Annotated in this window: 13 protein-coding genes; 8 read left to right on the forward strand and 5 right to left on the reverse strand. The window is 62.2% G+C overall.

The features are described from left to right. Positions 1-165: 165 nt before the first annotated feature. The gene (locus OW493_RS09155) at positions 166-1,281 is read right to left on the reverse strand and encodes a 4-oxalomesaconate tautomerase (RefSeq protein WP_289863926.1); all 1,116 of its coding nucleotides are present in this window, start codon (positions 1,279-1,281) and stop codon (positions 166-168) included. Between the two features lie 134 nt (positions 1,282-1,415). Here OW493_RS09155 and OW493_RS09160 point away from each other — a divergent pair, with 134 nt between their 5' ends. Next, complete coding sequence (locus OW493_RS09160) at positions 1,416-2,306, forward strand: LysR family transcriptional regulator (protein ID WP_289863927.1); 891 nt, start codon at positions 1,416-1,418, stop codon at positions 2,304-2,306. A 267-nt stretch (positions 2,307-2,573) separates the two neighbouring features. After that, positions 2,574-4,406: a dipeptidase gene (locus OW493_RS09165; RefSeq protein ID WP_289863928.1), complete on the forward strand. Its 1,833-nt coding sequence runs from the start codon at positions 2,574-2,576 to the stop codon at positions 4,404-4,406. A 204-nt stretch (positions 4,407-4,610) separates the two neighbouring features. Here the strand turns inward: OW493_RS09165 and OW493_RS09170 are convergent, their stop codons facing one another. Next, the gene (locus tag OW493_RS09170) at positions 4,611-6,059 is read right to left on the reverse strand and encodes an amidase (protein WP_289863929.1); all 1,449 of its coding nucleotides are present in this window, start codon (positions 6,057-6,059) and stop codon (positions 4,611-4,613) included. 275 nt (positions 6,060-6,334) lie between these two features. Between OW493_RS09170 and OW493_RS09175 the strand changes: the two genes are divergently transcribed. After that, positions 6,335-6,529 (forward strand): DUF3008 family protein, encoded by a 195-nt coding sequence (locus tag OW493_RS09175; protein WP_077371330.1) that lies wholly within the window; start codon positions 6,335-6,337, stop codon positions 6,527-6,529. Between the two features lie 173 nt (positions 6,530-6,702). Here the strand turns inward: OW493_RS09175 and OW493_RS09180 are convergent, their stop codons facing one another. Beyond that, positions 6,703-7,494, reverse strand: coding sequence for an OBAP family protein (locus OW493_RS09180; RefSeq protein ID WP_289863930.1), 792 nt, complete (start codon positions 7,492-7,494; stop codon positions 6,703-6,705). 262 nt (positions 7,495-7,756) lie between these two features. On the opposite strand from OW493_RS09180, the gene OW493_RS09185 reads away from it, so the two are divergent. Together OW493_RS09185 and OW493_RS09190 are read left to right on the forward strand one after the other, a co-directional pair. Beyond that, positions 7,757-8,485, forward strand: a complete 729-nt coding sequence (locus OW493_RS09185; RefSeq protein WP_289863931.1) for an HAD family phosphatase — start codon at positions 7,757-7,759, stop codon at positions 8,483-8,485. Positions 8,486-8,715: 230 nt separating this feature from the next. Beyond that, positions 8,716-9,768 (forward strand): capsular polysaccharide synthesis protein, encoded by a 1,053-nt coding sequence (locus tag OW493_RS09190; protein ID WP_289863932.1) that lies wholly within the window; start codon positions 8,716-8,718, stop codon positions 9,766-9,768. Positions 9,769-10,026: 258 nt separating this feature from the next. Here OW493_RS09190 and OW493_RS09195 read toward each other — a convergent pair whose 3' ends face one another. Then, a complete protein-coding gene (locus OW493_RS09195; protein ID WP_289863933.1) occupies positions 10,027-10,458 on the reverse strand; it encodes a hypothetical protein in 432 nt (143 codons plus the stop codon). Between the two features lie 375 nt (positions 10,459-10,833). On the opposite strand from OW493_RS09195, the gene OW493_RS09200 reads away from it, so the two are divergent. Continuing rightward, on the forward strand, positions 10,834-12,465 hold the full coding sequence (locus tag OW493_RS09200; RefSeq protein WP_077371258.1) for a BCCT family transporter: 1,632 nt from the start codon (positions 10,834-10,836) through the stop codon (positions 12,463-12,465). A gap of 102 nt (positions 12,466-12,567) precedes the next feature. Here OW493_RS09200 and OW493_RS09205 read toward each other — a convergent pair whose 3' ends face one another. Then, the gene (locus OW493_RS09205; protein WP_191237162.1) at positions 12,568-13,578 is read right to left on the reverse strand and encodes an LLM class flavin-dependent oxidoreductase; all 1,011 of its coding nucleotides are present in this window, start codon (positions 13,576-13,578) and stop codon (positions 12,568-12,570) included. Positions 13,579-13,810: 232 nt separating this feature from the next. Between OW493_RS09205 and OW493_RS09210 the strand changes: the two genes are divergently transcribed. Beyond that, positions 13,811-14,581 (forward strand): extensin family protein, encoded by a 771-nt coding sequence (locus OW493_RS09210; protein ID WP_289863934.1) that lies wholly within the window; start codon positions 13,811-13,813, stop codon positions 14,579-14,581. Between the two features lie 270 nt (positions 14,582-14,851). Continuing rightward, positions 14,852-15,232, forward strand: a complete 381-nt coding sequence (locus tag OW493_RS09215) for a hypothetical protein (protein ID WP_084208465.1) — start codon at positions 14,852-14,854, stop codon at positions 15,230-15,232. Positions 15,233-15,309 lie beyond the last annotated feature (77 nt).

Genomic DNA, 15,309 nt, shown 5'->3' on the forward strand with positions numbered 1-15,309 from the left:
TGATGCGCTAACTGCATGGCGGCGCAGAGAGGTCATTTCATTTCAATCAAATGCATTGTAAATCAATCTTCTGCAGTACTTTCGTCACGCTTGTCGAGGCGTTGTCGGCGCTGAGTCGCATGCGATCGTGAAAGCCTGGCGATCCTGCACGCGCTCGGACTGCGCTCAGGCGCGTTCAGGCATTTCCAGCGAGTCCGGGAGGTTCAAGAACACCTCGCCATTCATGATCTTGCGTGCCGTGCGCAGCAGGGACACACGGCTGGGGGTCATCGGGTCGCCATCGGCGTGTTCGACCTCGACGTCCAGGAACCCGGCCGGGTGCTCGAGCTTCACCTTCTCCGCCAGAGCCCCCGGTGTCAGGGTGCCGGCGGCCAGCGCCACGCGGTTGGCCAGAGTGCCGGGGAGACTGGTCGCGACGGCCAGCGTGATGGCCCCCGTGACGGCCAGCGCGCCATGGCAGCGATGCGGCACGAAGTAGCGTGCGCACAGGGTGCCGCCCTCGGTGCGCGGAGCGGAGAGAACCACCGGCTTGGGCAGCACCGAGTCACTGACGTCACCCATGCCCATCAATTCCCCCGCCTTGAGGCGAATCTTCTCGAGGCGTGCCATCGCGTCACGGTTGGCGTCCATCTCGGCCGGCGCTTCGTTGCCTGCCCAGCCCAGACTTGCCGCTTCGATCAGTACCACCGGCGTGGCGGAGTCGAGGCAGGTCACCTCCACGCCCTCGATCACGTCGATGACCTGACCGCTGGGCAGCAGCTTGCCGGTCTTGGCACCGACAGCGCCCAGAAAGCCCAGCTTGATGGCACTGCCGGCGCCGGGCACACCACTGATGCGCGTGTCGCCCTGGTAGGCGACGCGACCATCGGGTGTCGGGACCTGGCTGTCGATCAGGGTGCGGGTGTTGAGGTTGTGAATCCGCAGACGGGTCAGGTCACCCTTTGCCGGGATCATGCCGGTCTCGATGGCATAGGGGCCGACCGCGGCCAGCATGTTGCCGCAGTTCGGCGAGAAATCGACCTTGTCGCCCTCCACATCGACCTGGGCGAACAGATAGTCGATATCCGCTTCAGGATGCGTGGAGGGGCCGACAAGGGCGACCTTGCTGGTCAACGAATTGCCGCCGCCCAGCCCATCGATCTGCAATGCGTGGCCGGAGCCCATGACCTGGCGCAGGACTTCGCGACGGCCGTCGTCATCGGCGGGGAGGTGATCCAGACGCAGGAAGGGGCCCCGAGAGGTACCGCCACGTAGGATCATGCAAGGAAGTGAATGCATCATGTTGGAACGCGCTCCTGTCTGTTTGCGCCTTTCTGAAGCATCACAGCCGATGATCTATGCATCAAATGCAAATAAAAACTATACTGTCACCATTACACGCATTAATCCGAATAATGAATCAATAGGATAGTTGCATGCATAGATTGGAGTTTCTGGATCTGTCGGCATTTGTCGAAGTGGCCGAGAATCATTCCTTCAATGAAGCGGCGGAGCGACTGCACATCTCGCAGCCGGCCCTGTCGCGCCGTATCCAGAAACTGGAGGAAGTGCTCGGTGCAAAAGTGCTGGAGCGTACGACGCGGAGAAGCCGACTGACGCCAATTGGACGTGATTTCCTGCCAAAAGCCCGCAAGTTGCTCGAAGATTACGAATCCTCTCTGGTGGGCGCTCGCGAGCTGGCCACCCACCGCAAGGGGGTGCTGACCATCGCCTGCCTGCCCACGGCAGCCTTCTACTTCCTGCCCAGCGTGGTGCGCGAGTTCAACACCGCCTACCCCGGCATCCGGATTCGCATCCTGGATGTCAGTGCCAATGAAGGGGTCGAAAGGGTGGTCTCGGGGGAGGCAGACTTTGGTATCAACATGGTCAGTGCCCACCACCCGGCAGTGGATTTCACCTCCATCTATCGTGATCCCTTCGTGTTGGCACTGCGTCGCGACCATCCGCTTGCACAGAAACAGCGCGTCGAGTGGAGCGATCTGGATGATGTGCGCCTGATCACCGTCTCCCGCGACAGCGGTAACCGCATTCTGCTCGACAACACCCTGCTGTCCGCCGGATTGCATCTGGACGGCTTCTACGAGGTCCAGCATCTCTCGACCTCGCTGGGGCTGGTCGAGAGCGGGCTTGGCGTCGCCATTCTGCCGTCGATGGCGATGCCCGGGCCGGAGCACGAGGTGCTGTGTCAGCGTGAGCTGCCCGAGCCACGCATTGATCGCACCATTGGCCTGCTGCGGCGCCGTGGGGAATCCCTGTCACCGATCGCGGAGCTGTTCATCGAGATTCTGCTCAAGCGCTGGAACTGACCACACGCAAGGGAAGGGCCCATGAGTGTCAGGCGTGCAGGGGCTGGCCAGCCTCGGTTCAATATATGAGTTGTTTATGTATAAGTTTTTTGTGTTTCACTAAAGGAACAGGTCACGGCCAGCATGTTCGACGGCGTGGCCGATGACAGCGTCTCGATGTCGCGGGATCAGCCTGATGGCGCAGGTCGGTGAGGGGCTTGCTCCCACCTCCTGCCGTCAGGCCATTGATGACGTGGATACCTGCCCAATACAAGGATGCACATGCCCATGAGTACCCGAATAGCCACTCACGCCACCTCCCGTCAGACAGCCCTTGCGCTGGGCCTGGCGCTCGGGCTTGGCAGCGCGCTGCCTGTCAGCGCAGATGAGCCGATGGCAGCCGATGACACTGGCAAGCGCGCGCCGCAGGGCGAGCACACGCTCAAGCATGAGCAGCTGGCCAGTCTGGTCGAGCAGGGGCAGGAGACACTGGCGGCAGACTTCAACGGTTTCCTCAAGCAGGTCGCGGAACGCAATCAGGAAGACAGCGCGGTTTCCGGCGCCATTGACCACTATCTGGCCGGCGAGCCGCTGGAGGGGGATGACTTCGTCAACGTCTATCGCCTGCTGGGGGTCTACAACCGACTGCAGTATGGCGATGACGTCCAGGAGCTGCTCAAGGAAATGGTCGCGATCCCGACCTTCAAGGTCGGTGAGAAACCCCAGCATGAAAACCCCGAGATCTCGCGTTTCGGGGAGTTGATCAAGGACAAGGCCGAGGCATTCGGCTTGACGTTCCGCAACGTGGATGACCGTGTCTTCGAGGTGGAGCTCAAGGGGACGGGGGAGGATGTGTTCGGCATTCTCACCCACGGGGATGTGGTGCCGGCGGACCAGGAGGGCTGGACGCTTGAGGATGGCACCCACCTGGATCCGTTCGAGGTCACCGAGATCGATGGCAAGCTGTACGGGCGTGGCACCGAGGATGACAAGGCCTCCATCGCCGCGGCGCTGTATGCCATGAAGTCTCTCAAGGAGAATGCGGTGCCGGTCAAGCGCACCATTCGCCTGATGATCGAGACGACGGAAGAGACCGGTGGTGACGGCTTCGCCTATTACAAGGCGCACAACGCGCTGCCCGAATACAACATCGTGCTGGACAGCGGCTATCCGGCAATCACCGCCGAGAATGGCTTCGGCACCATCGATGCACGCTTCCCGCTGGCACGCGAGACACAGACGGGGCAGGCGGCGGATGGCCTGCCGGCGATCACTTCCTTCAAGGGGGGACTTGCGACCAACCAGATTCCCGAGCGCTCCGTCGCCACCCTGCACGCCAGTGATGCCGCGGGCGCCAAGGCGCTCAACCACAAGCTGGAAGCGCTTGGCAGCCGTTACGTCAACGAGCACGGCAAGGATTTCAGCGTCGCCAGTGAAGTGAAGGGCGAGGACGTCATCGTCACGGTGACGGGCAAGTCGGCCCACTCATCGGCACCGGCCAATGGCGTGAATCCGGTGACACGACTGGCGGGACTGCTGGCCACCTCCGGTATCGATTTCCAGGACAGTGCCTATGAAGATGCCGTGCACTACCTGAATGACAATTACGGGCTGGATTATCACGGCAAGCTGCTGGGCATTGCCTACTCCCATGATTTCATGGGGCCGCTCAAGGTGACGCCGACCTATCTGGAGAAGGAGGACGACGCGCTGCGTGTCGCGGTCAACGTGCGGGCTCCGGCGGGCGAGAAGTCGCCTGAGGAACTCAGCCAGGTGATCAAGGAAAAGCTCACAGCCTATGCCAGGGAGCAGGGCATGGACGTGGCGCTGAACGTCGAGATTCGCGACTGGATGCTGCGTGATCCCAGCGGTGCCTGGCTCCAGACGCTGCTCAACATCTTCGGCGATACCACGGGACTCGATGCCGAGCCGCGTTCCTCGGCGGGGAGCACGACCGCCAAGCTGCTGCCCAATGCGATCAACTTCGGGCCGTCGATGCCGGGCGAGACCTATACCGGGCATACCTCTGAAGAGTTCAAGCGTGTCGACAATCTGCTGCTGGACATCCAGATGTTCACCGAGATGATGGCCCGCATCGGCAATCAGGATTCGCTCAAGTAATCGGGTGAGTTCGCGGGGCCGCCGTCATGTGAATCGCCTTTTGCATGGCGTATTGAAATAGCCCTTTGAAATAGCCCTGGAAATTGCCTCTTGCCTGGGTGACAGGCATCACATGCCAACGCCCGCCACCGCCCCTGATGAAGAGGCAGTGACGGGCGTTGTCGTCTGTGAAGGTCGCCGGTCAGCCAGTGCGGCCGCGCGATCTCACCTCGGGCGGTAGGGCTCGGCGGGGTGCGCGGTCGGGTAGGCGTCCATATAGGCGGTGGCCGCTTTCAGGAGATGGACGTCCGCGTGCCTGGCGCCTGCCAGCTGAAAGCCGACCGGCAGTCCCTGCGAAGTGAATCCGCAGGGGACCGAGGCGGCGGGTTGGCCGCTCAGGTTGAAGGGGTACGAGAACGGCGCCCATTCCTCCCAGTCGTGCCATTGGCTGGCGGGCGGCACCTGATGATTCAGTGCGAAGGGGAGGACGGCGACGCTTGGCGTCAGCAGCAGAGGGTAGTCCTGATGGAAGCGCTCAAGCTGCTGGGTGAGCCGGTGCCTGGCCTCGAAGGCCTCGAACAACTCAAGCGAGGTCCAGTCGCGGGCACGCATGGCATTCTCGACCAGGCCGGGGTCGAGCTGTTCGCGCTGGCGGGCATCACAGCCTTTCCAGACCCCTAGCGACGCGGTGAACCAGATCTTGCGGAAAATCTCGAGGCTTGAGTCGATGGGGGGATCGACCTCCACGATCTCGGCGCCAAGCCCTGCCAGACGCTCTGCGGCGCGTGCTACCCGACTGGCGATCTCGGGGTCGACATCGGCCTGCCCGAGGCGCGGGGAGTAGGCGATTCGCAGGCCTGTCAGTGGCGTGCCGATCTCCACGCCCCAATCCTCAGGTTGTCCGCGGGTGGCGTAGGGGTCCTGTGCATCATGACGGCCGATGACATTGAGCATGGCGGCGGCGTCGCGTGGGCTGCGGGTGAGCGGCCCGATACTGGACAGGGACGCGGCCTGGGCGGGAGGCCACTGGGCTGTCCAGCCGAAGGTGGGCTTGAAGCCGAAGACACCACTGAAGGCGGCGGGAATGCGAATTGACCCGCCGGAATCTCCGCCTTGATGCAGGACTCCCAGGTTCAGGGCGGCGGCGGTGGCCGCCCCCCCTGAAGAGCCGCCCGGGGTCAGCGCGGTATTCCAGGCATTGCCGGTGGCGCCATGCACGCGATTGTCGGTGACGGCCTTCCAGCCGAACTCGGGGGTATTGGTCTTGCCCAGCAGAATCGCGCCTGCCTCGCGCAGGCGCCGCACCGGAGGGGCGTCCTGCTGACAGGGCGTGGCCGCCGTGGTGAGCGAGCCCTCGCGCGCCGGCATGCCGGCGACATCGGTGAGATCCTTCAGCGAGATCGGGATGCCATCGAGCGGGCTCAGGGGCTTGCCCGCCTGCCAGCGCTGTCTGGCGTGATGCGCCGCCTCCAGCGCCGTGTCATGCGCGACATGCACGTAGGCGTTGACTGCCGGATTGAGTCGCTCGATACGGGCGAGCACTGCCTGTGTCACTTGCAGCGGGTCGAACTGGCCACGTTGATAGCCGCGCGACAGCTGCTCGGCGTCCAGGGTGGTCAGGTCATCCTGGGCGGAATGTGGCGTCAGGTCGTGGGGGAATTCGGCGTCGGGCATGGCGGCTCTCCTGCGGGTGAACGGGGCCCATCGATGGATGGCATGTGGCGCTTGCATGGACGAGCGGTACGCTGTGGCTGGCGCATCGCTGGCAAGACGTGGCCTGTTGTTCATGGCCTTGGGTCAGCGGGGCGAAACTCAAGGCTTGTCGAGGCTTGAAAAGCTCGCGGGAGAGCCGCATGGCGGTGAATGAGCATGACAGCGAGCCACCGCGTCAGGCTCGCTGGCGCCGATCATGGCGCATGGAAGTCATCCAGAGTGATGGGAGGAGAGTCATGCCAGCCAAGTCCAGAGCACAGCAGATGGCAGCAGGAGCGGCGTTGGCCGCGCGCCGGGGAGAGCAGAAGGCGAGCGAGCTGGAGGGCGCGGCGCGTTCGATGTACGACTCCATGAGCGAGGAGGAACTCGAGAAGATGGCCTCCACCTCACGTGAGGGAAAACCGCGGCACGACAACCAGAGCGACGATTAGCACGACGACCAGAGCGACAACCAGCACGACCGCCATGATCGAGGTGGTGCCGAGAAGAAGCCACCCCGAGTGGTTTGCTCAGATGACAGGGCGCCCGGCAATTGCCGGGCGCCCTGTCATGAGTGCTGTCATGAGTGCTGTCATGAGTCGCGTCATTCGCTGTCGAGAGAGGGTCAGCGCTGGTCGTCCAGGCTCTCGTGAGGCGGCTGATGCGACTCGTTGTCAGGCGGTGTCGGGCCGCCATTGGCCTTCGGACTGACCTTGGGCATCGCGATATCCGCACGCTTCCGGCGGCGCTCCTCGGTGCTGATACCCAGGCGTTCATCGCGGCGCTTCATCAGCTCCTCGTCGATCTGGCCGTCACGGGTGAAGGCCATCATCAGTTGCGGAATCCCGTAGGGGAAGTCGTCGCGGTCGATCTGCCAGGTGTGGAAGGTCTTGCCGTAGGTCGTGACCAGATCCTCGAAGTAACTGCGCTCGGCCAGTTCCGGGATGCCCGGAGCGACCAGAATGCCGGACTTCACCTCATAGTGATGGCTGTGCCAGAGCGGCTTCTCTTCTTCGGGGAGTCGCTCGTAACGTTCGGCGCTGATGATGTACTCGATCCCGATCAGACGTGCGTCGCTGCGGTTGGAATCGAAGATGACGCACTGGTGGAGATCATGTTCCAGGTGGATGCAGAAATGACTGGCTTCCACCTGGCGGCCCATGTCATCGGCGTAGTGATGGAAACCGTTGAGGTAGGTGCTCATCGCTTCCATCGGGTACTTGCGTTGCATGACCTGCGAGGCCGCGTCCAGCACCTGGTGCTTGAGCGGATGGCCGCTGCTGACCTTGCGAGCACGGTTCAGACGGCGTCCCAGAAAGAAGGCGGTCGCCGCGGCCGCGCCAGCGAGCAGGCCAGTGCCGAAGCCGCGCGTGGAGTGTGAGGCGTGATGGCATGGGGTGGACGTACGATGATGCATACTTCCTCCTGCGTGGTCGTCTCGAGCAAGTGAGAATCCCTGTCACACCTTCTCATTGCAGTGCATCTTGCTTGGCGAGGTCAAGGGATGCGCGATGGTGACGTTCGAAACACGGCAATTCGTGCTCAAGGATTGCCTTGTGTCGCCTCCGCCCTCATGAATGAGGGAAATGATGACTGTCATGGCGTCATCGTTGCCCTGACAAGCCCCCTCGGGTGACAGGCCGATGCCATGCACCTCCCTTTGATTGCCTGGAGATTGAATGAAACAGCTGATATTTGATTGTGATGGAGTCCTGGTCGATAGCGAGATCATTGCCGACGGCGTGCTCAAGGAGAAGCTGCCGCTGTGGCTGCCGGATCTCGGCACGAGCGAGCAGATCGAGCATGAGCTGGATCGCTGCCTGGGGATGATGACGCGCGACATCCTAGTGGACCTGGAAGGCCGCAGTCAGCATCGCCTGCCGGCCGATGCTCTGGAGCAGGTTCGTCTGGAGGTGGATCAGCGTCTCGCCAATGGCCTCGAGGCCATGCCGGGCGTGGTGAAGACGCTCGAGTGGATTCGCGATCAGCGCCTGCCCCTGGCGGTGGTGTCCAACAGCTCCGCCTCACGCATGAAGATCAATCTCGAGAGCTCGGGACTGCGTGGCATTCTGGACGAGATCGCCGCGGCCAATGGCGACCGGGAACTGCCGATCTTCACCTCCGATGACGTCATCAACCCCAAGCCGGCGCCCGACCTCTATCTGCTCGCCCTCAAGACGCTGGGGCGTTCCGCCGAGGAATGCCTGGTGGTGGAGGATAGCCGCACTGGGATGCAGGCAGCCGTGGCTGCGGGTCTCAAGGTCGTGGGGCATCTGGGGGCCAGCCACATTCCGCCGGGCCACGCCGAGGTGCTGCGGGATACCGGCGCCTGGCAGGTCATGAAGCATTGGGAGGAATTCCCCGAACGCTGCCGGGAGGCAGGCCACCAGGTGCAGGAGCCGGCATGACACGATGCCGTCCGAGGTGAACGACTGACATCATGAACCCGCAGGACGGCACTGGCTGGCTGTTGTAACATCGCGGGAGTGCCGTCATCGAAAAAGCGTCACAAGGGTGTCGCCACAGCGCCGCAAGCCGCTGTGCCTGATACCGTCGCGTGTCGAGATGCCGGCAGTCCTGTCCATTCATCGCTCCCTCGTGGCTTCTGGAGCTACCTCTTCGTCTTTCGGAAATCCTGATGATCAACGCCTTCATTGCCAGTGATACCTTTGAAAACAAGGGCTATTGGCTGCGCAAGCGTGTCCCCTGGTTCAGTCGTCGCTACGACGCCCATTACGGCATTGACCAGCTTGAGCCCGGCACCCCTCGGCATCAGCAAGCCTCTGCGGCGCTTGAGCATCTGCGCGCCGCGTGCGAATGCCAGACGAGCGGACACCAGACGAGTGAAGAGCAGCAGGGCGTCGAGAAGATCATCTGGATGTATTGGCATGCCCCGCTTCAAGAGGCGCCGGAAGTGGTGCAGTTGAGCGTGGCATCCTGGCAGAGACAGAATCCGGACCACGAAGTGCGCCTGTTGAACGCTGACAATCTCGAGCAGGTGCTGGGCGTGGACCTCATGGCGGCGTTCGAGCTATCCACCGTCAGGCTGTCGATGGCGATGAAGACGGATGTTCTCAGACTCTATCTGTTGAGTCGCTTCGGTGGCATCTGGGCGGATGCCACGACGTTCTGCCTGGCGCCGCTCGAGACATGGTTGCCCGGCGCCACCGCCAGACATGGCGTCTTCACCTTCCGTCAGCACAAGGCGCCCAGCCGGCCCGTGGAGGCCTGGTTCATCGCCGCCCGGCAAGGGTCCCCGGTGGTCACGCGGGTTCTGGCACTGTTCGTGGAGCATCTGTTCCTGCCACGCCAGACGGCCGTGTTCGTGTCCAATCGTGCCAAGAATCACGCGAAGCTGGGGATCGGACGTCAGCATCCCACGCTGCTGTATGCCGATTTCGTTCGGGACGCGGAGCGCCACGGTTTCATGCCGTATTTCTCGGTGGGCTACTTCTTCAACGAGAGCCTGCGTCAGCACTACACGCCCTCTCTGATCGAGGCGTTCATGGCGCTGGACAATCGCTTCGCCAGCAATGGTGCACCGTTCGAGGTGTTCGAGACGGCCGTGGTCTCCAAGCAGACCTACAAGCGAGACTACGAGCACCGTGAGTTGTTCAAGGCACGCAAGGCCCACCTGCTGGCGCTGCTGGAAAGGCATCCCGAGACTGCGCCAGAAGCGGCCGAGGTCTGAGCCTGGCCAGTGTCCATCCCTCGGTGTCTATCCAGGAGTGTCGACAGGGGAGGTCAGCGGCGTCGGCGGGAGGGTGACGCGAGGGTGATGCGAGCGTGACGCAAGAAAGCAAGACGACAAGACAGGCCCCCGGAGTCTCTCCGGGGGCCTGTCTTGTCATGGGACGTAGTAGTGGGAGCTGGCAGCAGGAGCTGATGGCAGAAGAGCGTGCTTGCCGGAGATCCCCACAGAGCCTGCGAGGCGTTGGGCGTGTCATCGCTAGCGAAAGCAGATCCGCGTTCCCCAGGCCAGCAATTCCTCCTGAGTGAGGGAGCGCGACACCATGCCGATCATCTCATCCCCCCACTGATCCGCCCAGGTCAGCACGCCGTGACTGATGCCCCGCGATCTCATCAGATCCCGTATCTCTCCCGTGCCCTTGAACCACAGGGCCTTGCCATCAAGGCGAGTCAGATCGGAAATGCCGTGGCAGTGGTGAATGCGCACCTTGTAGATGCCATCCAATGACATGACCTCGACGACCGGCACCATGCCCTGTTGCAGGGCGCGCGACAGGGAGTCGAGCGTCATGCTGGCCTCAGCCTGCCGCTCGGCGGGTGAGCTGACATGCAGCGTGTCAGGGGGCGTTGTAGGGAGGGTGGCAGTCTCGGTATTCGCCGTGTGGTGCGAGGTGGAGGCTTGAACAGGCATCGGGGATTCTCTCCGTGGCAGGTCATCTTTCTATCACTTGTGTACAAGTAATGTAGAAGTCTTTTGGCGTGCTCGCCAATGTCTGTCGGGAGCTGCCTGTCAGGAGCTGCCTGTCAGGCATCATCTGGCAAGCTTCGCCTGCCATGAATTCTCACACCGCTTTCCGATATCAGGATGATACCCGTCATCTGCCTGCCCCTTGGCGCACCCAGCGCCGGCCAGACGCAAGTTTTCCGTCGCTGGCCCTTGAAGTTCTGGGGAATCAGAGTCATGTCTACAAGGCACTGCGAATATTCGTTGGCGATAGCGCTACTCGTTTCTCGCTGGTGCGCGATCCACCTCACCGCTGTCACAGCTAACAGGGAGTAGCGATATATGACATCTGGAGGAAAGCGCGTATTCAGCGCGTCAGTCATCATCATTCTGGGTCTGGTCGCGTTGGGGGCAGGATTCCCCACCCGTTTCGGTGAATTGGCTGATCAGGCGCTTGGCGCCGTGACCAGCATGTTCGGCTGGTTCTATCTGATTTCCGTCTTTGGTTTCGTGATCTTTCTGGTCAGCCTCGCGCTGAGCAAATACGGCAAGATCCGACTCGGGCCGCAGGATTGCCGGCCTTCCTACAGCTTCTTTTCCTGGGTCAGCATGCTGTTGGCGGCGGGGTTCGGGGTCGGGCTGGTGTTCTACGGCATGGCAGAGCCCATGCAGCACTATCTGAAGCCTCCCTTCGGTGACATGCCGGGGGAGACGCCTGAGTCCGCGCGCTACGCCATCCAATATGCCTTCTTCAACTGGGGCGTCCATCAGTGGGCCGCCTTCTCGGTCGTCGGGCTGATCATCGCCTATTTCCAGTTCAGGAAAGGGCAGGCGGGGCTGGTCTCCTCGGTGCTGTCGTCCGTGACGGCCAAGCACCCCAAGGTGCGCCGCTACGGGCCAGTTCTGGATGTCTTCGCGGTGGTGGCCACCGTGATGGGGGTCGCGACGTCGCTGGGGCTTGGTGTGTTGCAGATGAATGGTGGTCTGCACTTCGTCTTCGGAGTGGAGGAGAGCTGGCAGTGGCAGTTCATCATCATGGGGGTGATGTTCTGTGCCTACATGGCCTCGACCTGGTCCGGGCTCGACAAGGGCATCAAGCGACTGTCCAACCTCAACATGAGCATCTGCATCGCGCTGATGCTCTATGTGCTGTTCACCGGGCCGACGCTGGATATCCTAAAGACGATCACGCTGGGGATCGGCGATTATCTGCAGAACTTCATCGGCATGAGTCTGCGCATGTCGCCCTATGACGGCAATGACTGGAACAGTTCCTGGACCGTCTTCTACTGGGCATGGGTCATCGCCTGGTCACCCTTTGTCGGCACCTTCGTGGCGCGTGTCTCGCGGGGACGTACCATCAAGGAATATGTGGTGGGCGTGCTGATCGTGCCGCCGCTGCTGGCCTGTCTGTGGATCGGTGTCTTCGGTGGCGCGGCGCTCAACATGGAGCTGGGCGGGGATGTCGGACTGGCTGCCGCAACGGATGCCAACATCACGTCCGCGCTGTTCGAGATGTTCGATCTGATGCCCTTCAGCAATGTGCTGTCCGTTGTCGCGATATTGCTGATCTTCGTGTTCCTGGTGACGTCGGCGGATTCCGCTTCCTATATCGTGGCGCAGATGACGGACGCCGGCTCGATCAACCCGCCGCTCTACAAGCGTGTGGTCTGGGGCGTGCTGATCGCGGCCATCTGTCTGACGCTGATCTCGACGGGCGGTCTCAAGGGCCTGCAGTCGGCCTCGGTCCTCTCGGCCTTGCCCTTCACCTTCATTCTTTACGGAATGATCGTGGTGCTGGTGAAGGAGCTGCGTGCAGACCGCCGCCAGATGCTCAGCCAGCTCTATCGCCGTCATGGCGAGACACCGGTCGGTGCGGATGTCTTCGAGGCTGATAGCCTGGCCGAGGAAGACCGCATCCGTCGTGCACCGGACGTCAAGAATCGCCGAGTGAACCCGCGCGATCACCATTGAGCCGAGCCTGTGCTCTGACAGCAAGACGCCGCTCACATGTCATGTGGGCGGCGTCTTGCGTGGGGCAGGAGGGTGGGGCGTGGTGGGGAAATCCCCCTTCGGTCAACGCCTGGCGACCTCGGCGAGTATCTCGTAGCTCTTCAGACGGTCTGCATGGTCATAGAAATCTGAGTTGAACATCAATTCGTCCGCCTGCGTCACTTCCAGCAAGTGCTCGAGTTCGCGGTGAATGCGCTCAGGCCCACCGATGATGGCGGCTGCCAGATTCTGGCCGACCATGGCTTCCTCCCGCGCTGACCAGTCCAGCGTCTCGCGGGGTGGCAGGGCGCGCGTGCTCTCACCGCGGATCAGGTTCAGGAACTTCTGTTGCTGGGTGCTGGCCAGGAAGTGGGCGCGTTCATCGCTCTCGGCGGCGATCAACGGCAGGCCGAGCATCACGTAGGGCGCGTCCAGCACCGCGGAGGGCGTGAAGTTCTCACGATAGAGCCGGATGGCCTCCAGCATGTAGCCGGGCGCGAACTGGCCGGCGAAGGCGAAGGGCAGTCCCTTTTCGGCCGCCAGGCGTGCACTGAAATCACTCGACCCCAACAGCCACAGGGGCACATGAGTGCCCTGACCCGGCATGGCCTTGACGCGCTGGGCGGGGGAAGCCTCGCCCAGGTACTGCTCAAGCTCGGCCAGCCGCTGAGGGAAGTCGTGCACGCCGGCGGAGGGATCGCGGCGCATCGCCTGCATGGTGATGCCATCGGAGCCCGGCGCTCGCCCGAGTCCCAGGTCGATGCGGTCAGGATAGAGCGTGGCCAGGGTGCCGAACTGCTCGGCCACCACCAGAGGGGGATGGTTGGGCAGCATGATGCCGCCGGAGCCGACTCTCAGACGTGATGTCTTGCCGGCGACATGGCCGATCAGCACTGATGTCGCGGCACTGGCGATCCCATCGATGTTGTGATGCTCTGCCAGCCACAGGCGATGAAAGCCCAGCGCTTCGACATGCTGGGCGAGGCTGACGCTATTGTGGAAGGTTTCGGCAACACTGCCGGTGTCTCGGATGGGGGCAAGGTCCAGCACCGAGAGCGGTATCCTGCCCAGTCGTGAGGTGGATGCTGTCGTCATGTTCGCTCCTGAAATCGCGTTGCCGTGCAGAGGCAGTCAGAGGATCGCGGCCCATCAGGGTGCGTCTGACCGCTCTGCTGGATTGCGCCCAGCATAGTGGACAGGCGAGTGTCTGGCAGCGCCTCATCCTTCATTTCACTGTTTCTGATATGGCATGCATGGGAGATGTCTCAGGCATGCCGGGAGCCGAGCACGGCGACGAGGGACTCGAGCCACGAAGAGGAGACATGTCATGGACAGACCGCAACGCAAGGCAGGACGCAAGGGCCGCTGGGTCACGCTGATGTGCCTGGCAGTCATCCTGCTGGGCGTAGGGCTTCAGCGGGATATCCTCGTGCTGTCACGCTGGATACCCGCGCATCATCTGCCGTGGACGCCTCTGCAGCTGGGTGACCCGCCCGGCATGCTGACCGGCTGGAAGCTCTCACGACTCGACGATGACCCGGCCGCCTGTCGCGCCTTTCTCGAGCGGGAAGCCCCGCAACGGGTGACCTTTCTGCCAGATCGCCCCAGTGACAGTGGCTGTGGGCTCATCAACAGCGTGCGCATGCATGCCGTACCCGGGGACACGGGCAAGGAGCAGGGCGTTCGCTTCAACCAGTCCTTCATCGCCAGCTGTCCATTGGCCGTGAGCTGGTTGCGTTTCGAGCGCCATGGCCTGCAGACGGCGGCGCAGGAGGTGTTGGGGAGTAGGGTGACGCAGGTGACCCATCTGGGGAGCTATGCCTGTCGCAATATCTATGGGCGGGAGAACGCACGTCGCAGTGAGCATGCCACCGCAGATGCGCTGGATGTCTCAGGCTTCACGCTGGCGGATGGGCGCCAGGTCCGCCTGCCACGCGACTGGACGGCACCAGAGGATGAGGATGCCCCGGGGCGTTTCCTGCGCGCCGTGCAGGACGCTGCCTGCGAGAGCTTCGGCACCGTGCTGGGGCCAGATTACAACGCGGCACATCGTGATCATTTCCATCTCGGCACACGGGGCTGGCGATTCTGCCGGTGATTCCTCACGGCGTCTGAGCGGCGCTTTCCAAGCCGACCAACATTGATCGAAAAAGGCACTGATGCGACTCGCACAGTGCCTTTTTCATGCCTGATGTCTACGCCATTTCCGGTGTGACATGGCGCGACACATTGGTTTGCAGTTGAAACTCTCTGAATCCATTAGTCTTCATGGCGTGGGCAGACGATGCAGATGACAGTCTGACGGTGGCCACGAATTGTCGGGCAGGAAAGCGACGCTGACGCAGATATCCTCACTGGAGATTCTCAGATGAAAAAGACAACCAAGAAGTCCCAGGCAGGTTTCGTGATGACGACCGAGTTGGTGTTGATTCTTTCCGTCATGGTAATCGGCATGGTCGTCGGATTGGTCACCATGCGAGATTCATTGACGGCGGAAATGGAAGATGTGGCAGAAGCTATCGGCCAGCTTGATCAATCCTATGCATTTGATGGTCTGGTCAACGCGGAAGGTACGGCATTCCTGGAAGGTTCGGGCTTCATTGACAGTACCGATACCAATGCCGGTGACGAAGTCACCTTTGATTTCGTGGCGGTCGACTTCACCGAGTCCGGCGCTGCAAATGGCTCGGGGCCAAGTACGGGTGGCGCTGCGGATGATGCGGCAAGTGCCAGCAGCTTCACTCCGTAATCGACATCGTCACGGGTCGGGTATCAGCGTCAGGATGCCCGGCCTGCCCCCCATGCCATAACTGAATATCGGAGGAT

Origin of the sequence: Cobetia sp. 14N.309.X.WAT.E.A4 (assembly GCF_030397495.1) — a bacterium.
GTDB lineage: Bacteria > Pseudomonadota > Gammaproteobacteria > Pseudomonadales > Halomonadaceae > Cobetia > Cobetia marina.

Bases quoted from the DNA above. Each gene is read 5' to 3' on its own strand.
- OW493_RS09200 (WP_077371258.1), top strand. From the start codon at position 10,834: ATGACATCTGGAGGAAAGCGCGTATTCAGCGCGTCAGTCATCATCATT.
- OW493_RS09210 (WP_289863934.1), top strand. From the start codon at position 13,811: ATGGACAGACCGCAACGCAAGGCAGGACGCAAGGGCCGCTGGGTCACG.
- OW493_RS09185 (WP_289863931.1), top strand. From the start codon at position 7,757: ATGAAACAGCTGATATTTGATTGTGATGGAGTCCTGGTCGATAGCGAG.
- OW493_RS09175 (WP_077371330.1), top strand. From the start codon at position 6,335: ATGCCAGCCAAGTCCAGAGCACAGCAGATGGCAGCAGGAGCGGCGTTG.
- OW493_RS09165 (WP_289863928.1), top strand. From the start codon at position 2,574: ATGAGTACCCGAATAGCCACTCACGCCACCTCCCGTCAGACAGCCCTT.
- OW493_RS09205 (WP_191237162.1), bottom strand. From the start codon at position 13,578: ATGACGACAGCATCCACCTCACGACTGGGCAGGATACCGCTCTCGGTG.
- OW493_RS09155 (WP_289863926.1), bottom strand. From the start codon at position 1,281: ATGATGCATTCACTTCCTTGCATGATCCTACGTGGCGGTACCTCTCGG.
- OW493_RS09195 (WP_289863933.1), bottom strand. From the start codon at position 10,458: ATGCCTGTTCAAGCCTCCACCTCGCACCACACGGCGAATACCGAGACT.
- OW493_RS09170 (WP_289863929.1), bottom strand. From the start codon at position 6,059: ATGCCCGACGCCGAATTCCCCCACGACCTGACGCCACATTCCGCCCAG.
- OW493_RS09190 (WP_289863932.1), top strand. From the start codon at position 8,716: ATGATCAACGCCTTCATTGCCAGTGATACCTTTGAAAACAAGGGCTAT.
- OW493_RS09215 (WP_084208465.1), top strand. From the start codon at position 14,852: ATGAAAAAGACAACCAAGAAGTCCCAGGCAGGTTTCGTGATGACGACC.
- OW493_RS09160 (WP_289863927.1), top strand. From the start codon at position 1,416: ATGCATAGATTGGAGTTTCTGGATCTGTCGGCATTTGTCGAAGTGGCC.
- OW493_RS09180 (WP_289863930.1), bottom strand. From the start codon at position 7,494: ATGCATCATCGTACGTCCACCCCATGCCATCACGCCTCACACTCCACG.